Source organism: Gracilibacillus pellucidus, assembly GCF_033949965.1.
Lineage (GTDB): Bacteria > Bacillota > Bacilli > Bacillales > Amphibacillaceae > Gracilibacillus > Gracilibacillus pellucidus.
This window is the reverse complement of sequence record NZ_JAWZSR010000003.1, coordinates 376,075-399,903: the sequence shown is the minus strand read 5'-3', so window position 1 is coordinate 399,903 and position 23,829 is coordinate 376,075. Positions and strand designations below refer to the sequence as shown.

General features: G+C 36.8%; 20 protein-coding genes. 3 read left to right on the top strand and 17 right to left on the bottom strand.

Features of this window, described 5'->3' with window-relative positions:
• Positions 1-204 precede the first annotated feature (204 nt).
• Positions 205-2,550 carry a transglycosylase domain-containing protein gene (locus tag SH601_RS07560; RefSeq protein WP_319957668.1) on the top strand — a complete coding sequence of 782 codons (2,346 nt, stop codon included), beginning with the start codon at positions 205-207 and terminating at the stop codon, positions 2,548-2,550.
• A gap of 338 nt (positions 2,551-2,888) precedes the next feature.
• On the opposite strand, the gene SH601_RS07555 is transcribed toward SH601_RS07560, so the two are convergent.
• Entirely contained in the window at positions 2,889-3,449 is a 561-nt protein-coding gene (locus SH601_RS07555; protein ID WP_319957667.1) for a thioredoxin family protein, read from the bottom strand.
• A 420-nt stretch (positions 3,450-3,869) separates the two neighbouring features.
• Here SH601_RS07555 and SH601_RS07550 point away from each other — a divergent pair, with 420 nt between their 5' ends.
• Positions 3,870-4,550, top strand: a complete 681-nt coding sequence (locus SH601_RS07550; RefSeq protein WP_319957666.1) for a hemerythrin domain-containing protein — start codon at positions 3,870-3,872, stop codon at positions 4,548-4,550.
• Between the two features lie 65 nt (positions 4,551-4,615).
• On the opposite strand, the gene SH601_RS07545 is transcribed toward SH601_RS07550, so the two are convergent.
• The 7 genes from SH601_RS07545 to SH601_RS07515 are packed head-to-tail and all read right to left on the bottom strand — an operon-like array spanning position 4,616 to position 13,255.
• Positions 4,616-5,263, bottom strand: coding sequence for a response regulator transcription factor (locus SH601_RS07545; RefSeq protein ID WP_319957665.1), 648 nt, complete (start codon positions 5,261-5,263; stop codon positions 4,616-4,618).
• Complete coding sequence (locus tag SH601_RS07540) at positions 5,260-6,333, bottom strand: sensor histidine kinase (protein WP_319957664.1); 1,074 nt, start codon at positions 6,331-6,333, stop codon at positions 5,260-5,262. Before SH601_RS07540 ends, SH601_RS07545 begins: the two co-directional genes overlap by 4 nt.
• Entirely contained in the window at positions 6,290-6,784 is a 495-nt protein-coding gene (locus SH601_RS07535) for a GAF domain-containing protein (protein ID WP_319957662.1), read from the bottom strand. Before SH601_RS07535 ends, SH601_RS07540 begins: the two co-directional genes overlap by 44 nt.
• A gap of 38 nt (positions 6,785-6,822) precedes the next feature.
• The gene (gene narI, locus SH601_RS07530) at positions 6,823-7,503 is read right to left on the bottom strand and encodes a respiratory nitrate reductase subunit gamma (protein WP_319957661.1); all 681 of its coding nucleotides are present in this window, start codon (positions 7,501-7,503) and stop codon (positions 6,823-6,825) included.
• Positions 7,500-8,057 (bottom strand): nitrate reductase molybdenum cofactor assembly chaperone, encoded by a 558-nt coding sequence (locus SH601_RS07525; RefSeq protein WP_319957660.1) that lies wholly within the window; start codon positions 8,055-8,057, stop codon positions 7,500-7,502. Before SH601_RS07525 ends, narI begins: the two co-directional genes overlap by 4 nt.
• On the bottom strand, positions 8,050-9,588 hold the full coding sequence (gene narH, locus SH601_RS07520; protein WP_319957659.1) for a nitrate reductase subunit beta: 1,539 nt from the start codon (positions 9,586-9,588) through the stop codon (positions 8,050-8,052). The genes SH601_RS07525 and narH overlap by 8 nt, the downstream gene beginning before the upstream one ends.
• Entirely contained in the window at positions 9,578-13,255 is a 3,678-nt protein-coding gene (locus tag SH601_RS07515) for a nitrate reductase subunit alpha (protein ID WP_319957658.1), read from the bottom strand. Before SH601_RS07515 ends, narH begins: the two co-directional genes overlap by 11 nt.
• Before the next feature lie 560 nt (positions 13,256-13,815).
• Here SH601_RS07515 and SH601_RS07510 point away from each other — a divergent pair.
• Positions 13,816-14,505, top strand: a complete 690-nt coding sequence (locus SH601_RS07510; RefSeq protein ID WP_319957657.1) for a Crp/Fnr family transcriptional regulator — start codon at positions 13,816-13,818, stop codon at positions 14,503-14,505.
• A gap of 186 nt (positions 14,506-14,691) precedes the next feature.
• Here SH601_RS07510 and SH601_RS07505 read toward each other — a convergent pair whose 3' ends face one another.
• From SH601_RS07505 to SH601_RS07465, 9 genes are all read right to left on the bottom strand, one after another.
• Positions 14,692-15,498 carry a hypothetical protein gene (locus tag SH601_RS07505; RefSeq protein ID WP_319957656.1) on the bottom strand — a complete coding sequence of 269 codons (807 nt, stop codon included), beginning with the start codon at positions 15,496-15,498 and terminating at the stop codon, positions 14,692-14,694.
• Positions 15,499-15,770: 272 nt separating this feature from the next.
• Complete coding sequence (locus SH601_RS07500; protein WP_319957712.1) at positions 15,771-16,340, bottom strand: alpha/beta fold hydrolase; 570 nt, start codon at positions 16,338-16,340, stop codon at positions 15,771-15,773.
• 50 nt (positions 16,341-16,390) lie between these two features.
• Positions 16,391-17,461, bottom strand: coding sequence for a PQQ-dependent sugar dehydrogenase (locus tag SH601_RS07495; RefSeq protein ID WP_319957655.1), 1,071 nt, complete (start codon positions 17,459-17,461; stop codon positions 16,391-16,393).
• A gap of 27 nt (positions 17,462-17,488) precedes the next feature.
• Positions 17,489-18,229, bottom strand: coding sequence for an ABC transporter ATP-binding protein (locus tag SH601_RS07490; protein ID WP_319957654.1), 741 nt, complete (start codon positions 18,227-18,229; stop codon positions 17,489-17,491).
• Positions 18,222-19,040, bottom strand: a complete 819-nt coding sequence (locus SH601_RS07485; RefSeq protein ID WP_319957653.1) for an ABC transporter ATP-binding protein — start codon at positions 19,038-19,040, stop codon at positions 18,222-18,224. Before SH601_RS07485 ends, SH601_RS07490 begins: the two co-directional genes overlap by 8 nt.
• A gap of 4 nt (positions 19,041-19,044) precedes the next feature.
• A complete protein-coding gene (opp1C, locus tag SH601_RS07480) occupies positions 19,045-19,881 on the bottom strand; it encodes a nickel/cobalt ABC transporter permease (RefSeq protein WP_319957652.1) in 837 nt (278 codons plus the stop codon).
• 2 nt (positions 19,882-19,883) lie between these two features.
• Entirely contained in the window at positions 19,884-20,822 is a 939-nt protein-coding gene (gene opp1B, locus SH601_RS07475; protein ID WP_319957711.1) for a nickel/cobalt ABC transporter permease, read from the bottom strand.
• 441 nt (positions 20,823-21,263) lie between these two features.
• Positions 21,264-22,844 carry a nickel ABC transporter substrate-binding protein gene (gene nikA / locus SH601_RS07470; protein WP_319957651.1) on the bottom strand — a complete coding sequence of 527 codons (1,581 nt, stop codon included), beginning with the start codon at positions 22,842-22,844 and terminating at the stop codon, positions 21,264-21,266.
• Positions 22,841-23,374, bottom strand: coding sequence for a GNAT family N-acetyltransferase (locus SH601_RS07465; RefSeq protein WP_319957650.1), 534 nt, complete (start codon positions 23,372-23,374; stop codon positions 22,841-22,843). Before SH601_RS07465 ends, nikA begins: the two co-directional genes overlap by 4 nt.
• Between the last annotated feature and the right edge of the window lie 455 nt (positions 23,375-23,829).

The window sequence follows — 23,829 nt, the reverse complement described above, 5'->3', positions numbered from 1 at the left end:
CTTGAATCAGTATAAGTGAATGTTCGTGATAAAATTTCAAACTATTAATGTATACTTTTTGTACTAGTGTCCATAATATAGACTAATAGAGTTATATTGTTACGTATTCTTCAAGATTATGTAATATATTGATAAAATCGAAGTATAATAAGGTTGGAGCGAATTTTTTTAATGGATTGATCAATGTTAGAAAGGTTGAAATAAATGAAAAAACGAAGTACTGCAAGGAAAAAAAGGAGATTTATCAAACGAAGTATACTCACCTTTTTCTTCACTGTCCTACTAATTATTGGTATTAGTCTCTTCGTACTTTTGAAAGATACACCTGCACTCGCTGAAGCACATTTAGAAAACCCGAGTACATCTGTTATTTACGATAAACACGGGGATAAAGTAGCGAACATATCGGGAATGGAACATCGCTTACCAATCGATATAAAAGATGTGCCACCACATGTAAAAAATGCGTTTATCGCAATCGAAGACGCCCGTTTTGAAAAACATATGGGAATTGATCTGCAACGAATTGTCGGAGCAACCCTTGCTAACATAAAGCAAGGATGGGGTGCAGAAGGTGGTAGTACCATTACACAACAAGTAGTAAAGAACACACACCTTTCACCAGAAAAGACGTTTAAACGAAAAGTGCAAGAGGCATATCTTGCTATCAGGATGGAACAAAGTTACTCTAAAGACGATATATTAGAAATGTATTTAAATAAAATTTACTTCGGACACGGGGCATATGGATTAGGTGCTGCAGCAGAAGTATATTTTAACAAAGATGTAAGTAAACTCACCATCTCGGAAGCTGCTTTACTTGCCGGCCTGCCACAACGTCCTAGTGGATATGATCCTTTTAAGTATCCAGAGGATGCGGCAAACAGAAGAGAAATCGTCCTTTCCGCAATGGAAACACACCATTTCATCTCAACAGACGAAGCCAAAGAGGCCAAAAACATCGATGTAGAAGATATGTTATATGATAAACAACAAACAGACAGCTACCAAGGCTTTATCGATTATGTGATTACAGAATTAATTGATAAAGGATATGAGGAAAGTGAACTATTTAACGGGGGATTACAGATCTATACGACACTTGATCAAGATGCACAGGACTATACAAATGAATTAATGACAGGAACAGATATTATTCCTTTTCCGGATGATGCGTTTAAAGCTGGTATCGTATTAACCGAAACAAACAGTGGTGCAATCCGGGCAATTGGTGGTAATCGTGACCCAGAAAGCCAAGGAATACAACGCGGGTTCAATTTTGCTACAGATATTAAACGACAACCTGGTTCGACTATCAAGCCAATCTTAGATTACGGGCCGGCTATAGATTTTCAAAAATGGTCTACTTATGAGCAAATAAAAGATGAAAAGCTTGTCATTAATAACAAAGAATTTAAAAATTATGACGGGAGATTTCATGGCATAGTTTCCATGAGGGAAGCTCTTGTCCACTCCTATAATATCCCTGCAATCAAAACATTTTTGGAACAAGATCAGCAGCAAGTACAGAAATTTGCTTCAAACCTAGGTATCGATTTAGAACAGATTTATCCAGCTTATGCGATTGGTGGTTTTGGTGAGGATGATGGTATTTCGCCATTGGATATGGCAGGTGCATATGCTGCATTTGGTAATAATGGAGAATATCATGAACCATATGCAGTGGAAAAGATCGAATTCCCTAATGGTGAAGTAAAACAATTGGTATCTCAGTCCGTTCAGGCGATGAATGATTATACTGCCTATATGATCACAGATATGTTGAAAGATGTAGTAGAACGCGGAACAGGAACAGTCGCAAAAATTGACGGTTTACCTATCGCCGGTAAAACAGGTACGACTAATGCACCAGAAGGAGTAACAAGTGGTGCTACTGATTCATGGTTTGTTGGCTATACAACAGAGTACACTGCAGCAGTTTGGACTGGATATGAAACGACGAATAAAGAACAATATGTACGAACAGAAGATGCACGTGTTTCCAGGTTAATCTTTAAAGAGCTGATGTCACACGTCTCAAACGAGAAAAAGGCCATTGATTTTAAAAAACCTGATAGTGTAGAAAAAATAAATATAGATACACGTAACGGAAAAATAGCTACTGACTATACACCTTCAAGCAGTATTATAACCGAATTATTTGTCAAAGGGACTTCCTTGCCAGATACTTCATATCTAGGCTCTCCTACTCAAGAGAAAACAGAGGATAAAGAGAAAGAAGAGGAAAGTGTTGATGATGAGGAAGAGGTTGAGGAAGAGGTTGAGGAAGAGGTTGAAGAAGTACCAGACCAACCTACGGATACCGAAGAAACAGATACCGATCAGCCTGAAAGCAATGAAGAAAAACAAGAAGAAACAGTTCCTAACGAGGAGGCAGATCGAACAGAAGATGAACAGGAAAATGATGAGACGGTAGAGGACGAGGAGGAAGAGCCAGCACCAGACGAAATGAATGCAGAAGACAATGAACAAACAGAGGACCTAATGGAGGAAACAACAGAGCAAGATGAAGAAGATACGGAAGAATAGTTTCCCAAGAAAAGAAGAAAGCAGTGAGAAAATGTTAATAATTAGATTTGCTGACAAAACGAAGAGAAATTCGAAGAAAAAGTGTTAGCAAATAGATTTACCGACAAATCAAAGAAGAATTCAGCGAGAGAATGTCATCAACTAATTTTGTTTACTAAACTGTAGAGGAAAAAAGAATGGATTGATAAAACAGTATACTCACACAGTGAGGCACTCCCCCTAAGACTATAGATTCACAATACCAGACCAAGCTTCTTTCCTATCAAAACAAAGTCAGATCGGGTTTACACCGTAAGAAAAGGACGTTCTGCTTTAGCCATGAAGAACGTCCTTTTTATCTATTTCACATCGAGTGATAATAAAGTTGCTTTAAAACTTTCATATACATAATTCCATAGTGTTTCATCACTAGAATATTTTGCTGTTAATATCGTATAAAATTCTTTTTGTTTTTCAGTAAAGTCTGGTGCATCTTTAGCAGGTAATGCCGCTCTTCCTTCATCTACAATCGCTTGTACTTCCGGTGCTCTAGGTCCCCATTTTCCAATTAGTTGTCCTTCTCCATTTAAAATAAGGACCATTGGAATTGCTCTTCCACCATTAGTTAGGTGGCGATCAATTAGATCTGTATCTTGATCACGCAATGTAACGCGAGATTCAATGTTAGCAGCCTCCGCTATCTTGCGAATCACCGGATTAATCATCATTGCATCCCCACACCAATCTTCCGTGATCGTTAGGAAATGAATATCTGCATCTGTTATTTGTTCCATTAATCCGTCATTTGGCAGTTCAAAGTTATGGTAAACTTGAAAACTTTCGTCCTTTAATTGGCTCATTTCATCCATATATGTTTGAATCGTTCTACCTTCTTCAAAATATTGTTGTTCTGATTTCATTTTTCCACCTCTTCATTCCATTACTTGTAAAAAAGGTATCATACTATACTCCACATGTACAGAGATTAAACCAGACTTCGTTCAACTAGATTTTTATGAGCGTTTACACTGCAAGAAAAGTTACTATATTATAAGTAGTGGAAACCAAGATTGATTTTGATATTGCTTCTTTTCGGGCGTTCATCAGCCTTATGAGTGACTCAAATTCTTGGATTCGCTCTTCCTCGGTCGTTCATCCGACTCATGAACATGGAATGAAAACATTTCATGATTGGTTTTTATTGTCATATAATTTTAATGAAATGTTAACTCAAAGTTCGAACTATTATGATATAATAATTAATTAGTGGGATTTATAACATAAATCTTTTTTCATTTAACGTACGATAGAAATATATACTGTAAGCGGAGGTTTAACTCGTGCAAAGCCGATTTAATCAACACATGAAACCAAGAGAAATTGTCATGCAATTTCATCCAGCAAGGTCGATTTTTCTTCATCATGAAATTGACTACCGTTATAGCGAAGAGCGTACTCTTGAAGAGGTAATAGAAGAAAAAAAATTAGACAAAAATCAGATTTTAAGGGAAATAACAAAACTTTATCAAGCAACCTCCAAGAAAGACTCTAACAAGGACTGGGCGCAAAAATCTATGGTTGAAATAATCGAATATATCATGGAAACTAGTCATGAATTTTTACATAAGACATTACTAGACTTAGATGCTATGTTGACCGTATTAGTGGAAGATGATGATAGCGAAGACTATGCAACTATCCAAAAAGTTCAACCCATGTTTCAACATAGTAAAGAAAAAATAGAACAGTATCTTTCAAAAGAAGAGAGTGTTCTGTTCCCTAAAATGTTTGAAGACGATATCGTTTCTGTAAGAAAGCTCCTTCCTTTTTACAAAGATGAGCTGGAAACTATTCTAGATCTTGTACAATCCATAAATCAGGAAACATCTTCCTATATAGTGACTAAAAATTCTGATTTCATAACACCTTTCGTATATTTGACATTACATGAAGTGGAATCGGTATTACTTAAACATTATTACCTTGAAACAGAGATATTATTCCCGCGCTTTTCTTGTTAGCGCTGGTTCCATAACATAACTGTAAAGAAACTACTATTTATATCAATCTACTATTCATCCAACTATTAAAAATCTAGTAGTTTCTTTTTTAATGCATATTCTACAAGCTCTGGTTTACTATTCAAGTTTAATTTTTCCATTATCTTTGCTTTATGTGCTTCAACGGTTTTAACAGATACATAAAGCATGTTAGCAATTTCTTTATTTCCGTATCCTTTCGCAACTAATGGAAGTATCTCTAATTCTCGTTTCGTTAAAGCCTGCAATGGATCCGATTGTTCGAATTCCCCTTCTTGTTTCACCAATTCCTTCACTAAAGAACTTGCCATTTTTGGTTCAATATATGTACCATCTTGATAAACAATTCTAATCGCTGAAATAAGTTCCTCATCAGGCGCATTTTTTAATACATAACCGGAAGCACCATTTCTTAAAACATGGAATAAGTATTCATCGTCATCATGCATCGTTAAGATGAGAATTTTCGTTTCGGGAAAATCATCATGAATTTTTCCCGTCGCAATTAATCCACTTTCGCCAGGAGGCATGCTTAAATCTAATAAAATAATATCTGGATGATGCTTCGCCACTTCTTGATAGGCTTCCATACCATCTGCTGCTGTCGACACTACTTCCATATCCTCTTGATAATTAATAATCATAGAAAAACCACTGCGCACAACCGCATGGTCATCTGCTATCACAATTCTCATCTAAATGACTCATCCCTTTCTTTCAAAACAGGCAATGTTAAATAAACCGTTGTGCCACTTCCTTGATCTGAATGAATACGTAAGTTTCCATTAATCAATTCGGCTCTTTCCTTCATACCATATAAACCAATTCCAGATCCTTTAATATCTGGCTTCGAAACATTAAAGCCTTCTCCTTCATCTTTAACCATCAATTCTAATTGGCCCTTTTTTTCCGTTAACATAACCAAAATTTCTGTTACCTTGGCGTATTTTACTGCATTAAAAATGGCCTCCTGGCCGATACGGTATACAGCTGTTTCAATATCAGCTGGATATCGTTGTTGTTGGAGTGTAGAATGAAATTGAATGACTGTACCATAATGTTGTTGAATCCATTTCATATGTGATCGAAAAGCTGCTTCCAAACCTAAATCATCCAGAGAAGCCGGTCGTAAAAACACCGAAATATTACGAATATCTTCGATTAAGCGATTCATCGATCCTTCTGTTCGTTTAAGCTGTTCTTGTATTTCTTGTTCATCTTTCATATATTTCGTTACACGCATATCAACCAGTGTACTAATTAATTCTTGTAATACACTATCATGAAGCTCTCTAGAAATTCTTTTTCTCTCACTTTCTTGCGCTTCAATTACTTTTTTCATCATTTTATTTTGATAATAATCTTCCTGTGTTTTATATTGCACAGATAGATCTCGTAGCATAAAGACATAGACATCGTTCTCTTCATCAATCGCGTGATAGCTCGCAGCATACGGAACTGTCCCTTTATCACGGGTCTCTAGATATACTTGAAAAGATGAGAAATCACCTTCAGGATTTTTTACATAACAGCTAGAACACGTCATCAATTGCTCCTGATTTGTATATCCCCGACAAAAAGAACAGATCGAACTATTTCCGTGATGTTTGATCGTTTCTAAAATCGTAGGATTAATAATCTGCTCTGCAGCTGGATTTAACGCCAACACACTACCTGTATGATCTAAGAAAAATATTGCCTCAGAGCTGTTTTCATACATTTTAATCAATAAATCTACTACTTCTGTTCTCTTCTTTGCCAACATTTATTGTCATCTCCTCCGTGTAAAACGGACCAAATCGGTCACCAATCTCCGCCATCAACAATTGATAAGTTTCTTCCGTTACTTCTCCAGGCTTTCTTGATGCAACTAATAACACTGCCTCCACACGGTGATATTGAAACAACGGAATAGCTATCAAACTTTTAATATCTTCGAATTGTACGATCGGGTATTGATAGATTTCGTCTGGAGCAATCGCAGCGTCTACATCAGGCATTTTCAGGACTTTTCCTGTTTTAAATACGGTCCCAGCAATGCCCTTCTCCGCCTTTAGCATAATTCGATTGTATTGATTATGCTTATTCCCTGCAATAAATACCCATTTTAACATAAAATGATGATCTGGTTGAACGAGTGCTAAAGCTGTTAAATCAAATGAGTACGTTTCTTTTAATTCAGTAATCATTACTTGAAAATCGTTTCTCTCTCCCATCCACACTCTTCCCTTCTTTTATTTTAGCATACCGCTACCTATCTATGCTTATGTCTTCTATATAAAATATAGCTTCTTCCTACGTACGAAAGTGGAACACTCCAAACATGGACAAGTCTTGTATATGGCCATAATCCAATAATTAAAAAACCGAGTAACATATGCAATTTAAATGATAACGGTACACTAGACATATACGATACATCTGGCCTAAATATCAGCAGATCTCTAAACCAAACAGAAATAGTCTCGCGATAATCAAAATCATGTTGAATAGTGTTTGTTACAAGTGTAGAATACACCCCTAAACATATAATAAGCAATAGCAAGACATTCACTGCTATATCAGAACTAGAACTTAACTTACGAACAGAACGTTTCGTCACCCTTCTCGCAGTTAGCATCAGCATCCCTAACAGTGTAAGTACACCAAATAAACCACCAATATACACTGCCCCAATATGATAAAGATGGTCATTAACCCCGATTGTGCGCATCCATTCTTTCGGAATACCGAGCCCTGCTACATGACCAAATGCAACAGGAATAACGCCAATGTGAAATAATAAGCTGCCGATTACTAATTGCTTTTTCTCGATAAATTCACTAGATTTCGCTGTCCATGTAAATTGGTCATGCTTATAACGATAAATATGACCAATAATAAACGACGCTAGACATAAATACGGAAAGATCAGCCAGAGGAATTGATCGATCATGTTAGCTCTACCTCCTCTGCTATAACACAATCCTTCATCGTTTCTCGTAAACTCTTGATCAAGTAATAATAAGGAGAATCCTCTTCTTTAAGTGCCTCGAGGACATGATAAGTACCATCTTCTATTACGGCAAATAGCATCGCAAAACTCTCTGGTGCCCGCTCATCCCCTAACCATTCCGCTGCATAGATGAACTCACACATTAACGGAAGAAAATCCGATAATTCCCCTTTGGGCATATCTAACCCAAACATTTCATACAACACTTTTAATCTAGCTAACATTTGTCCTCGTTCTTTACTATCTTCCAATTTAGCATAGGTCATGTATAAGGCTGCCTCTTTTTGAAAATCAAATGTCTCGGTATAACGTTCTTGTCTTTCATCTAAACTATCATCTTTCACTAATTGCCAGTAAGCACAAGCAAGTTCATATCCTGGGTCGTTCTCCTCAAAAAATAAAGAAGGAGAATCGACTTGTTCAGGATAAGAAAGATGTTGGCTATAAAAGGCAAATGCTTCTTTACATTGATGTAATTGTTCTAAATTAATCACGCCAAATCCCTCCGTAGAAATTTTCCTCATAGATGTCCTTACCAGATTTTCCGGCTGGAACTGCTGGACCACATCCAGCACAATCCATACCATATCCTTCAGATCCTTGTGCACGATAAGTATCCATATATTCTTCTTTATGACTTGTTGGAATCACAAAACGATCTTCATATTTCGCAATAGATAGAAGACGATACATTTGTTTTGTTTGTTCAGTAGTTAACCCGACACGATCAAGCCTTTTTTCATCAAATTCTTTTCCACTTGATATTGCACGCATATAAGAACGCATCATAGCCATCCGTTGTAAGGACTCTTTCACAGATTCTGTATCACCAGCAGTCAACATATTAGCTAAATATTGAATGGGTGTACGCATTTCCTCAATGGCAGGGAAAATCATATCTGGATTTTTGATGGAATCTTTTCCTTCAAAATAACTCATAATCGGGCTAAGTGGTGGTACATACCATACCATTGGCAATGTGCGATATTCTGGATGAAGCGGGAACGCCAATTTATAATCAATGGCTAATTTATAAACTGGTGAATGCTGTGCTGCCTCAATCCAATCTTCGGCAATCCCATCTTTTCTCGCTTGTTCCATTACCTCCGGATCATGTGGATCTAAAAATAAATCACATTGTGCTTGATATAAGTCTTGTTCATTTTCTGTTGATGCTGCTTCTAACACGCGATCTGCATCATATAACATCACACCTAAATAACGGATTCTTCCTGTACATGTTTCAGAGCAAACAGTTGGTAATCCTGATTCAATTCTTGGGAAACAGAATGTACATTTTTCCGCTTTATTTGTTTGCCAATTGAAATATACTTTTTTATACGGGCAACCTGTCATACAATAACGCCAGCCGCGACATGCTTCTTGATCGACTAAAACAATTCCATCTTCATCCCGTTTATACATCGCACCTGACGGACATGATGCGACACAACTTGGATTTAAGCAATGTTCACAAAGTCGGGGTAAATACATCATAAACGCTTGATCAAAATTGAATTTAATTTCCTCTTCGATCTTTTCAATATTAGGATCTTTTGGTCCGGTCACATGTGCACCTGCTAAGTCATCCTCCCAATTCGGTCCCCAGTCAAGTTCCATTTCATCACCTGTTACAACAGAATGTGGTTTCGCTACGGGTTGATGCTTCTTCTCTTCTGCATTCGTTAAATGTTCGTAATTGTATGTCCATGGCTCATAATAATCTTTCATTTCTGGCATATCTGGATTGTTAAAGATTTTCCCTAAAGCAATTTTGGACATCTTTGTTCCTGATTTCAGTTCTAAATTACCTTTTTTATTTAATTGCCAGCCGCCTTTATACGTTTCTTGGTCTTCCCAACGTTTCGGATAACCGATACCAGGTTTTGTTTCGACATTGTTAAACCACATGTATTCTGCACCTGGACGGTTAGTCCAAGTGCTTTTACATGTCACACTACATGTGTGACATCCAATACATTTATCTAAATTCATGACCATTGCTACTTGTGCTTTAATCTTCAAGCCAATCAACCTCCTTCATTTTTCTCACTGCAACATAGACATCTCGTTGATTTCCGATTGGTCCATAATAATTAAATCCATAACTTAATTGTGCGTAGCCACCAACCATTTGTGTCGGTTTAACATGAATTTTCGTAGGTGCATTATGACTACCACCACGCTCACCAGTTATTTCTGAGCCAGGAACATTAATATGTTTGTCTTGAGCATGATACATGAACATCGTACCTTTAGGCATTTTGTGGCTAACAACGGCTCTTGCCGTCACAACACCATTTCGGTTATAGACTTCTAACCAGTCATTGTCTTCAATATGTTGTGCTTTTGCATCGACATCACTGATCCATACAGTCGGTCCACCTCTAAACAACGTCAACATGTGTAAATTATCTTGATACATACTGTGAATATTCCACTTACCATGTGGTGTGAGGTAACGTAAAACAAGTGTGTCTTTACCCGCGATTACCTTTTTATCTTTTGATCCGAATACCATTGGTGGCAATGTTGGCTTGTAAACTGGTAATGCCTCACCAAACTGTAAGAAGATCTCATGGTCAATATAGAAATGTTGTCTACCTGTCAATGTTCGAAATGGTACTAACCGTTCGATATTCGTTGTAAATGGAGAATAACGTTTATCTCCTTGATTAGCCCCTGTAAACACAGGTGTTGGTATTACTTCACGTGGTTGTGCTGTAATTTGGTCAAACGTAATTTTTTCTGCTGCCCGATCTGCTGAAATATCCTTTAAGCTGACACCCGTATCTTGTTCCAATGATTCATATGCAACCTGTGATACTTCACCATTTGTCGCCGATGACAAATGAAGCATTGCATTTGCTGCTTGTCGAGCTGTTTTTAATTTAGGTAGACCATTCTTAATGGAATCATCTACATAAGAACCATTAATCGCTTTTAATTCTTCATATTGCTTTTCTACAGGAAAATTAACGCCATGTGCGCCAAGCTTGCCTTTTTCCAGATTTGGGCCTAACGTAATATATTTATCGTGGATTTTCGCATAATCTCGCTCCACTACCGTAATATTTGGCATTGTTTTTCCTGATATCGCGTCAATTTCACCTTTTTTCCAGTCCTTCACGATGCCATTTGGCTGTGCTATTTCACTTGGTGAGTCATGCCCAAGTGGTGCTGTCACCACATCTTTATATGTACCTGGCAAATGGGTTTCCGCCATTTTCGAAAATGTCTCTGCCAAGGTACGATAAATATCCCAATCCGATTTTGATTCCCATAATGGATCGATTGCCGGATTAAATGGATGTACAAATGGATGCATATCTGTTGATGATAAATCTGTTTTCTCATACCATGTTGCTGCTGGTAAGACAACATCGGCATACATTGGTGTAGCTGTCATTCGAAAGTCTAGCGCGACTAATAAATCTAGTTTTCCTTCTACATCTTCACGCCATCTTATTTCCTCAGGCTTCTCTTCTTCATTTGGTGTAGATAATAAACCATTATGTGTACCGAATAAATGCTTCATAAAGTACTCTTGCCCTTTTGCCGAGCTAGAGACTAAATTAGATCGCCAAACAAACAAGGATCTTGGGAAATTTTCTTCCGCATCAGGATCTTCTACCGCAAATTCCATTTCACCTTTTTTAAGCTTATCTGCTGTGTACTGTGCAATCTCTTTATTTGATTGCTTACCTTTTGCCGCTGCTTCTTTTGCTAGCTCCAAACTATTTTGATTAAATTGCGGATAAGACGGTAACCAACCAAGTCTTGCCGCTAATACGTTATAATCTGCTGGATGTTTATAGCGTAAATCACCACCTGTTGGCGATTTTAATGACTCTGTGCTTGATTCTTCATATTTCCATTGATCGGTAGCGAAATAGAAGAACGATGTCGCATTTTGCAAACGTGGTGGTCCTTGCCAATCTTTCGCAAAAGCGATCGTAGACCATCCTTCAATTGGACGACATTTTTCTTGCCCAACATAGTGCGCCCAACCTCCGCCATTTTTACCTTGTGATGCAGTTAAAATAACGAGATTCAAAATAGCGCGGTAAATCGTATCACTATTAAACCAGTGATTAATTCCGGCTCCCATAATAATCATCGAGCGCCCATCTGTATCGATCGCATTTTGGGCAAATTCACGTGCAACTTGTGTAACGATGGATGCTTTCACCCCTGTTATACTCTCCTGCCATGCAGGTGTATAATTTGATGAGGTATCATCATAGCCTTCCGCCTCATACTCCGTTCTGAACTTATTAATGCCATATTGACTAATCATTAAGTCGTAAACTGTCGCAATATATTTTGTGCTACCATCAGCAAATGTTACTTCTTTGACTGGAATAGGTCGCTTAAATGTTCCTTTTTTGTCCTTCTCAAAGTATGGAAATACGATTTCTTTGCGCGTAGAATCTGTAGAAACAACAGATAGCGCTGGTTCAATAAAACTTCCGTCCTCTTTTTCTAAAGAAAGGTTCCACTCTTTTCCTTCTTCCCAACGTTGTCCCATCGTTCCATTCGGTACAACCAATTCATTTGTTGCTTGATCAAAAATAACTGGCTTCCATTCAGCATTGTCTTGATGTTGACCTATATCACTAGCTCGTAAAAATCGCCCTGCTTTTAGCTCATCACCTTCCGGCTCTAACATAATAAGAAATGGCATATCCGTATATTGCTTGGCGTAATCAATAAACATTGGCTCTTGACGTTTTTCATAAAATTCATTCAAGATAACATGTGTCATTGCTTGAGCAACAGCTGCATCTGTACCAGGATTTGGTGCTAACCAGTTATCGGCGAACTTCACATTTTCCGCATAATCGGGTGCCACAGAGACCACTTTTGCCCCTTTATAACGTACTTCTGTCATAAAATGGGCATCTGGTGTACGTGTTAGTGGTACATTGGACCCCCACATAATTAAATATTGGGCATTGTACCAATCAGATGATTCTGGTACATCTGTTTGTTCTCCCCATATTTGCGGTGAAGATGGTGGTAAATCTGCATACCAATCATAGAAACTGAGCATTTCTCCACCTAATAGATTGATAAAACGAGCTCCCGAAGCATAGCTAATCATCGACATCGCTGGAATGGGTGTAAATCCAGCAATTCGGTCTGGACCATATTTTTTTATCGTATAAATTAATTGTGCAGAAATGAGCTCTAGAGCATCCTTCCAATTAACACGAACATGCCCACCTTTACCTCGTACCTTTTTATAGCTTGCTGCCTTTTCTTTATCTTCTACAATACTTGCCCACGCTGTTACTGGATCTTGATGTTCCTTGATTGCTTCTCGCCAAAGTCTCCATAGTTTCCCTCGCATATATGGATATTTAACACGCAATGGACTATATTCATACCAAGAAAAAGAAGCACCTCGTGGGCAACCACGTGGTTCAAACTCTGGCATATCAGGCCCGCAAGATGGGTAATCAATTTGTTGATTTTCCCATGTAATAATGCCGTTTTTTACAAACACCTTCCAACTACATGAACCAGTACAGTTAACACCATGTGTCGTTCTAACCACTTTATCGTGTGACCATCTGTTACGGTACATGTTTTCCCAGTCGCGATTTTTTTCTTCTAATAAAGACCAATTGCCAGAATAGCGTTCCGTTGTTTTTAAATATTTTAATCTGAATTTATTCTTCTTCAATTCGCTCACCCCTCTTGTATTTCTTATAGTAGGTAACTTATGTTGCTGTTCTAGGCTTTTTTCTTTGATTTGTCGTTGAGGCTCCACTAAGTTAGGTTAATAGGAAAAATAATCATAGTTTTATTATGAAGTGTTCGTGAAGAATTGAACATTAGGGAATAACCTATATTCTTAGAGGAATCCCCTTGTATACTGTAGACAGCATTACCGATATATTTGTGAATGAATATATAGAACGCTGATTATATCAAGGTATAGAGAATTTCCTACAATATTTTTAGGGATTTCCCTCATTATCAGCACAGAGTAATTTTGATAGGATGGAGATAAGAAATGATGAACCATTTGTTAAAAAATGTTCAACAAATCACAGATAAAGTGAGATTTCAATCAGTGGGAGTTTTTGACTCCACTGATTGTTAGCGAAACTTATCAGGGCGTTAGCGTCCGTTTATCCCCCACTTACCTTCTTTGTTTTAACTCGAATCTTGAAGTGGGGTATTACGGACGTTTACACCGTGATAAAAATATAAGCTTCTGCTAGTTAGGGGGGAATGTGGATGTTACAAACAAGTACAAACTTTAAGCAATTTCCAATATTTCAAAAGTTAACAGAAGATGACTTGCTTCGCCTTCAAGAAATCTCTATAGAACGAATATACACGGAAGGCACGACGTTATTTCGCCAAGCTGAACCGAGAAAGACCATTTATTTCATTTTGTCAGGCTTCATAAAAGTTTATAAAGTCGATGCAGAAGGTCAAGAGCTTGTTACGAATATACTTCACGCTAATGAAATGTTTCCTCATTTCGGTTTTTTTGAGCAATCACCATATACAGAAACAGCTGTTACACTTACAGATGTTCATTTACTAGCCGTTCCGATCAAAGAATTTGAATTATTGTTACTAGAAAAACCTGGAATGGCTATTCAAACGATGCAAATAATGGAGGAGAAATTCCTTGAAATTCAAGAGCAACTGCAATTTATGCAAACACAAGATGTCTTCCATCGTGTTGTTTTAATGCTTGTACGCTTTGCAACTGAGCTTGGTGAAAGAAAAGATGAAAGACAGATATTTTTCATTTTACCAATTACTAATTTAGAGTTCGCCAATATGATTGGTGTATCCCGTGAAACCGTTAATCGTGTCTTTAATCACTTAAAAAAAATAGAAATTATGTCCTACAATCGTAAGCAAATACTTATCAAAGATTTTCCTTCTTTACAGAGTTATTTAGGAGATTAGACATAAAAAAACAAGCCCAGTGTATGGCTTGTTTTTTGTGCTATTGTAGAAATGTTATTACGAATACTTGATCCCCATCATATCATGATGCTTTTGTTCCGAAAGTTATATATTCCATCATTGAGATACTATCGACTTCATGGGTTTCTATCAACTTTCTAGATTTACTATCAACTTCAAAGTTTTCTATTTTTGACGAGTGGAGAACATATAGGCAATCATTGCTAACAGCAGCTTTTTCTTCTCTGAATCAATTTGATTAGATAATTCTATAATATCATTATCTAATTCTTTAAAAACAGCTGTATATTCGTGTGGGAATCTACCATTATAGAAGTATGCCCAACGGTGATTTTCTTGATCACAGATATCAAAGTCCCCATATGCCCCGCTTGCCTTTACAGGTAAAATCAGCTGACCGTTCTGATCTAACAATTTTCCTTTAATCGTGAAGATGCTCTTTAATTCTTCCTGATGGTATTGACCAATAAACTGGTCATTCTCATCATATACATCTAAAAACGTTTGTTTGATGATCCCTCGTCTTTTAAAGGTTAACACTTTATCCCCTTGATAGGTAACAAAGCTCATTTTAATAGGTAAGAGCGATAAAAACGCTTCATTAAGAAGCAGTGGATATTGCCACCATGATAAACCGGTAAGTTGAAATGTTCCAAGAAATTCTCCTGTTTTTTCAAACACAAGCAATCTTGGAATAAAGGTAGCATCTTTTTTTAAAACGATATGATCCATCGATTCTAACGTTTGTTCAGAAAATGGAAATGCTACATCCTTCACTTTTTCATATTTGCTCCGACTGATTCCAGCTATCGTAATCATGAATAATAGCAGTAAAAGGATGGAGCTAAATTCGAACCACTCATTCATCGTGTTAGGCATATTAAAAAGAAGAAACAACCCACTAATTATGAGAGTGAGAAAAAAGATAATTAGCGCCAGTCTTTCTCTACGTTTATACATTTCCGCGATCAATTTCCTATCCCTCCTTTCCATATTATAACTTAAAATGAATAATTCAACAAAATAAGGTTTTTATTTAAATTATGGTAGAGTAAAATCGATAACATATAATGTGGAGAAATGGAAATGCAAAAACATGCTGGTGAAAATCACTAAATAAATTTGGCAATACACAAAAGGTACAGTATAAATTCGAAAAGTTATCATGACCTAAAAGGAAGGACGTAACATATTTTATATAACTAACAAGTTACATCTTTTCTTCTTTAACTAAAGCCCCGACTTTAAATGAAGTTGAAGATAGCATTCTTAAACTCTAATTGATTTTCAAGATAAGGATGATGGCCGCTTTCTAACCGATGAACTTCTGCATTCTTAAATTTGAACGTTTCATGATGATTTCGGCCAACAGCATCATCGAAGTTTCCCGAAATAACCAATGCTGGTTTATTTATCTGTTTCGTTAACGAAGTGAAATCCTGAAAATATTCAGCTGATGAAAAAACATATTGTTGAAAAATCGGGTCACTACGCAATCCTTCATCGATTTCATCTACTATTTTTTTATTTTGTAAATCAACATACTGAAATTGAAAATACACTTCTTTTTCCATCAACTTTGAAAGGTTTGAATAGAATATATCCATGAATGCCTCTAAATTATTCCACTCTATCCGCTTCTGCTCCATTCCCAAAATTTCAGAGCCTTTTTGAATTTGATTCGTAAAGGAATCAAACATATTAAGTGTTACATTTGATAAGATAATTCCTTTTGTCTTTTCTGGGAAACGTTTCGCATAATTGACTGCAAGTATGCCACCAAATGAGTGTCCCATTACATACCATTCACTTATCCCTAAGAAGATCCTTAATTCTTCTATAATATTTTAAAATAATCTCCAGTCTACTTTTCTAGACTCACTTTATATAAAATATCATCCGCTTCCCCTGGTGTACCACGTCCATCTGTATTGTTCGTTACAACATATAGATTATCCTGTTCGATCCAGACATCGCGCACTCTACCAATGTCAGATACTACTTCCTCATAACCTTCTGTCTCCAGATCAAATGCTAATACTGCTGTCCCTCTTAATGCAGCTACATATAATTTTCCATCATGATAAGCCATTCCTGATGGAGCCCATGTAGTATCAGCTCCAGAAGTAAATATAGGAGTAACCAGCCCTTCTTGTTGTTCATTTCCTTCAATGACAGGCCAACCATAATTGTTACCTGCTTCGATTTGGTTGATTTCATCGTTTGCATTACTACCGTGTTCACTTGCATATAACGTACCAACATCTGTCCAAGCCAACCCTTGAGGATTACGATGTCCATAACTATATACATAAGAATCTTCAAAAGGATTATCTTCCGGTATCGAACCATCTATGTTCAGCCTGAGAATGTTTCCACCTAATGATTCCATATTCTGCGCCAAATCAGGTTCTGATGCATCACCTGTTGTCGCATATAGTTTATTATCTGGCCCAATCTTTAATCTCCCACCATGATGATACGTACCGCTTGGAATTCTATCCACTAAGACATCCTCTTCAATCCACGTATCTCCATTTAACTGTAAAGTAACAATACGATTAAACTGTCCCTCATCATCTACATAGGTATAGTAACCATATGCTTCGTTTGTTTCAGCAAAATGTGGAGCAAGAGCAAATCCAAGTAAACCAGCTTCTGCAGAATCCGCTAACTCCCGTTCCAGCTCAACATACTGGCGGTTTACTTGTCCATTTTCGATTTTTACAATGGTGCCAGGTCGTTCCGTTATAAAAAAGGTATCTCCTACCTTTTCTATTGCCCATGGAATATCCAAATTTTCTGCGATAACTTCTACACTGTCCGCTTCAGTCTGTTCTTCTGTTTGATTCAAGCTTCCTGTATCATCGTCTGTAGAACATGCAATAACGAAAAAGCAAACAAAGATTAGCATACTCCCCACTTTACACCGCATCCTGTCACCCCTTATTGAAAAATTAGTTTAAGAAAACCGAATCACTGAGTTCAACAATCTTTTGGCATATTCACTCTGCACATTCGCAAGATTTTCCGTCTCTACGCGCTCAACAATTTTCCCCTCATGTAGAAACATAACTGCATCACATAAATAGGCAACTGTTTGCAAATCATGCGCAATAAAAAGACAAGTCATACCAAATTCTTTTTTTAGCTTATGGAGTAATTCTAAAATTTGCGCCTGAATCGGCACATCAAGAGAGCTAACTGCTTCATCTAACACTAAAAATGTGGGATTTGTACTGATAGCCCTTGCAATACATACTCTTTGCAGCTGTCCGCCACTTAGTTCATGAGGATAACGATCTAATAGTGATAAAGGTAAATCAACCTTTTCCATCAAACTTTCCATTATCTTGCTATGATTCGTTAGCTTCAATGATTCATTGATAATATCTTTTACCTTAAAGGAGGGATTTACAGAAGAAGTATAATCTTGAAAGACAACACTCATTTTCCCTCTATTTTCTTTTATCCACTTCGCAGCTGTTTTCCCTTCTATTAGCACGTTACCACTGTCCGCTTTTTCTAAACCTAACATTAACCTACTTAACGTGCTTTTCCCACTACCGCTTTCCCCTACTAATGCAACCCATTCACCTTTATTAATTGGAAATGTAATATCCATTAAGACAGGCATGCTTTTTTTTCGAAATCCTGTACTTGTTTTAGAATAGCTTTTGTAAACATGATTCACTTCAAGCATGATCTGTATCCTTTCTTAATACTTTTTCAAATGATTTCGTCATTGTTAATCTCGTGTTCACCAAATATTGCGTATATGTATGCTGCGGTCGGCGCAGTACATCACTTGTTTTACCAGATTCTACTTGTTTACCATTTTTCATCACCATTACTTCTTGAGTAAGTTGCTGAATCATCGCTAAATCGTGTGAGATAAAAATAAAAGTAGTGCCCAATTCAGTCTGAAGCTTCTGAAACATCTTAATAATGTCACTTTGTGTAATAGCGTCTAAAGCAGTAGTGGGTTCATCGGCAATGATCATATCAGGTTTTAATGCAACAGCAATTGCGATCATGCACCGTTGTAGCATTCCGCCAGACAATTGGTGAGGATATTTCTTTAACACATGAATGGCTTCTTTTATTCCTACTCTTTGTAGTACGCTTGTTGCTAGTTGTTTTGCTTCTTTTTTAGAGACTTGTAAATTCTCGCTAAAGGTTTCGATCATTTGTTTACCGATTGTATCTAAAGGATCAAATGCTGACATCGCATCTTGCATGATAAGACTAATATTGTTTGCTCTAACTTGTCGCAATGCTTTGGTCTTCATCTCTGATATATCTATTCCTGTAAAATAGACGGAACCGGAAACATTCATCCATGGTGCCATAAGCCCCAATATTCCCTTTACCATCATCGACTTTCCGCTACCACTTTCTCCAACAATACCGAAACTACTATTTCGTTCTACTGTAAAAGATATTTTCTCTATAATACTATTCTCTGTTTGTGTGTCATAGATAGATAAATTTTTCACTTCAAGTAGTGCCATTTGATCACCTCATTCGTTTTCCATGCTTTGCATTAAAGGCATCTTGCAAACTATCTCCTAAAAAGTTAAACGCTGCCACGACTAACAAAATCGCTATTCCTGGTGGTAACATTAACGCAGGATGGATCGTCATCACATTTTTCGCTTCATTTAACATCATTCCCCATTCAGCTGTTGGTGGTTGGACACCTAATCCGAGAAAAGATAAACCAGAAATCATGATAATGACAGAGCCAATATCTAGCGTCGCCAGAACAGATATTTCTCCAGCTGTACTTGGGAAAATATGCTTTCGCGCAATATGCCATCTACTAAACCCTGATACACGAGCATATTGAATATAGTTTGTATCTGAATATTTTCGAACAATCGAACGAATCATCCGTGTATACCAAGCCCATTTAGCGATAATGCTAGCAATAACAATATTAGTAATTCCCGGTCCCATTACCCCAACGATAGCGAGAATCATCACTTCGCTTGGAAAAGACATAAATATATCACAAACTCTCATAATGAACTCATCTATTTTCCCACGAAATATGCCTGCAATCCCTCCTATGATCACTCCTATCACAATCGTCACAACCATAGCAATACAAGCAATAAACACGGTTGTACGGATACCATATAATAGTCTAGAAAGAATACATCTCCCTAATTGATCTGTTCCTAATGGATAGGTTGCACTGATGCCTACTAATTTTTCTTTTACATTGACATCAATCGGACTGTTCGGTGCTATCCACGGTGCAAAAATACCTGCCAGTGCAACTATCAATAAAAAGATGATACAAATCATGGCAGAACGATCGTTTCTTAATTTAGTTAAAACTCCCATGATCATGCCTCTTTTCTCATTCTTGGATCAATACTGGCAGTAACAATATCTACTAGTAGATTACATACGACAAATAAAACAGCCATTAAAAAGACATATGCTTGAATAACTGGATAATCATAATTTAAAATTGCTGTCACACTCAACCTCCCTATCCCTGGCCATGCAAAGATATTTTCGACAATCACTGTTCCAGCTATTAACTTAGGGATCGACATTCCTAATGCCGTGATAGTAGATTGAAGCGAATTTTTACATATACGTTTTAATATAATACGTCCTTTCAGCCCTCGTGCTTTTGCATACAAAACAAAATTTTCTCCTTTGTTTTGCACCATATTATTTCGCATCAATCTTACATAAGTTGAAATATAAGCAAAAGCGAGCGTAACTGCTGGTAGTATGACAGAAGTCCAAGAACTCATTCCACTCGTCGGCAATAGATCTAACTTGATAGAGAAGAACCACATAAGTAAAAGTCCTATCCAATATCCAGGCATTGCTTCTCCAATAAAAACAAGAGCACGAATGCCCCTATCCAACATACTTCCCTCATAAAGCGTACATATGATGGATGCTCCAATACTAATAACGAATATAATAAGGAAAGAAGCAAATGCAAGTAGTAGTGTAGCTGGTAAGGCTTGTCCTATTTCCTCTATTACTGGCTTATTATTAATAAAGCTGGTGCCAAAGTCACCCTTGATACTATTGGTTAACCATGTCATATACCTTTCTAAAAAAGGATTATCAAGACCCAATTCCTCACGCATTTCTGATACAGCTGTTTCTGTTGGCGTAATTTCATTTACACGTAATGCTACTTCCGCCGGATCACTTTCACTTAAATTAATCAAGATAAACGATAAAAAGGATATCCCTAATAATAGAGGAACAATACTTAATAAACGTTTGATCAAATATCTTTTCAATGATACCACCACATTTCTCTACATCCGTATTCATCTAACAAATAAATTGATCGTTACTATTTATCACAGTGCAAACATGTGTGAAACTCCCACTGATAGAAGTCTCCCTTTTTGAACTACTTCTCATCTGTTTTGCTTCACTTTTTGTTGATAAATTCTTTTAAGAACAATTTCTTGCTGATTTTGCTTTATTTTTGTACATATATTATTTTATGAGCACTTTTTTACTAATTTCACTTCTTTTTTGTTCATATATCGTTTTATGAACACTTTTTTACTAGTTTTACTTCTTTTTTGTCCATATATCATTTTTTCAACACTTTCTTACCTTTTCCACTCCATTTTTGTTAATAAATTTTGCTCTTTTTATCTTAACACAAAAGAAAATCCGAACAGGAAGCTATCTTCATTTTTGTTCGGATTATCGCACTCTCTTATTTAATTAGGTGTTCAGTCTTCAAAATACATCTTTTCAAATGGAATTTCATATTGAGAAGGATTAAAGGTAACCCCTTGTAACGCTGGTCGATATACTGCTTTTGTACGTGAATAAGTGATCGGTATATAAATCGCTTCATCATGAATATAGGTTAAAACATCTTGATACATAACTGTTCTAGTATCTTCGTTATTTTCGATGAGTAAATTCGTGATTGTTTCATCTAGCCATTCTTTCTTGTCTAAACCAGTTTGCGCTTGGTAATCACCATGTGCTGGTATTCTCCAAGAAGACAAATAGGATTGCGGATCATATGGTGTTCCCCATGATAAAGAATACTGTAAATCAAAGTCTCCAGATTTTTGTCGATCTAAAAATGCTTGCTTTGGCTCACCTGTAATATGTAATTCTACGCCAATCGCTTTTAAGTCATGCTGGATATACTCACTAATCGTCTTTTCCTGTGCATTATCTGAATTGTAATATAAATTAAGCTCTAATTTTTGCTCATTTTTGTAACGATAGCCATCGCTTCCTCGTTCCCAACCATCTTTATCTAATAGCTCTTTCGCTTTATCGACATCATATTTCCGCTCTTTTAATTGGAAGTCACTATATGGAACGGTCGATGAAAGTAATGTTGGCGCGACAGACTCATACCCATTTAAGACACCATTAGCAATTGATTGTTTATCGATTGCATATTGTAACGCTTCTCTTACTTCAATGTCCCTTATAACAGGGCGATTAGAGTTAAGTAAAATCGCTCTGGACGCAATCGGATCACTCAATTTCGTTACATAATCCCCTTGTTCTTCTAACGCTGAAAAGGAATCTAAGTCAATCATATCTCCATCTGAACCAAAAATCAGGTCGATTTCACCTTTTTCAAGGGCAAGCAAAATAGTTTGATGATCAGGCATCACTTTCCACCTTACAGAACTAACTTTAGGCTTTTCTCCCCAATAATCTTCATTAGCTGTAAATACTGCTTCTTGATTCTCTTTATGTTCTGATAACATCCAAGGACCTGTTCCATGATAATCACGGATGCCATCTTTTGTCTCACCTTCAATAAAATCATTTGGCGAAACGAAACGGAATGGACGGGTAAGCCCTAGCTCTGTTAATGTTGGATAATACGGAGATTTCAACACGAGTTTATAAGTATATTCATCTATTACAACATTTTCTTCGATCAGATTTACTAGATCTAGCCATGCATGTCTTTCTTTATTATCCATAATGGCATCCATATTTTTCTTTACCGCTTCCGCATTAAATGTTTCTCCATCTGTAAAGCTAACATCTTCTCTTAAATGAAAAGTATATGCTAAACCGTCATCTGATATCTCCCAATCTTTAGCCAGCCACGGTTCTACACCATCATTTGTATTTATTACTAGTGATTCAAACACCATATTCTGCGCCGCCATTTCACCACTGTATAAATGCGGATTAATATCTCGAATATCTTTTGAACTAGCATATACGATTTCATCTTTCGTTGCTGCGTCGCCTCTCGAATTGCTACAGCTTGTTAACAACAGTAATAACAATATGGAAAACAACCCGATACTTATTTTTTTCATTTTATTTCCCCTATTTTCTTATCCATATGTAATGTGTTCCACACTGGATCTGATTCAGCAAGTCTTTCTTCAAATCCTAATGATTTCCAAAAAGGAATACCTCCAGGTAAAAACGGATGACTATGCAAATAGATCTTATCGTAACCTGCAGCATGAATCGACGCTAATGCGGTTTGATATAATGCAGTGCCAACCCCTTGGCGTCTATATTGTGAATCTATATAACACCTTACTAGCTCCGTTGTTTTTGTCTCTGTATATAAATGCCATAAATCAGCAAAACGGTTATCGTAAGGTAAATAACCGATCGTTCCTAATACTTTTCCTTCTTCACTAATAGCAGCAAAGACTGCTGCATCATTTCTGTTCATATAATAATCATGAAACTGTACGATGTCCGCCGGTAATGGTTGCTTATCCAACATTGGAAATACTTCTTTGCGGAGAGCTTTCATAAATTCCACAACCGGTCCAGCATTATCTTTGTCAACCTGCTTAATCACATATGTAACAACCATTATCTTAACCAATTCCCCTTACTTAATTGTATGTATTCAATCTACACAGTCTAAAGGCGAGAGTTAACGTTGATTCTTGTTGGCTACTCTATAAATGCGCTCACTCATACTTATTGATGAATAGTGGAGACCTTATCGCTACGTTAGAATACTCCGCTTTCACCTTCGGGGCACAAGTGCAACATCTGCTAAAGCAAAGAACATTTTGTGTTGTTTAGTCAGATCATTTTGCGAGCATTCATCGTCAATGGAATGGAAGAAACCTTATCTAAAACATCCAACCTCACTTTTAGACAGTTTAGCTGACTTATATTACATCTCTCTTTTTTAATATATTTCTTTTATTACCTTAAAATGGATTATATCAAATTAAATAATAATCATAGTGTGATAACAAAAGGCATAGTCAATACAAGTAGACCATATGGAAGGAGCAAAATGGATATACTCAGTGTTAATCTTACTTA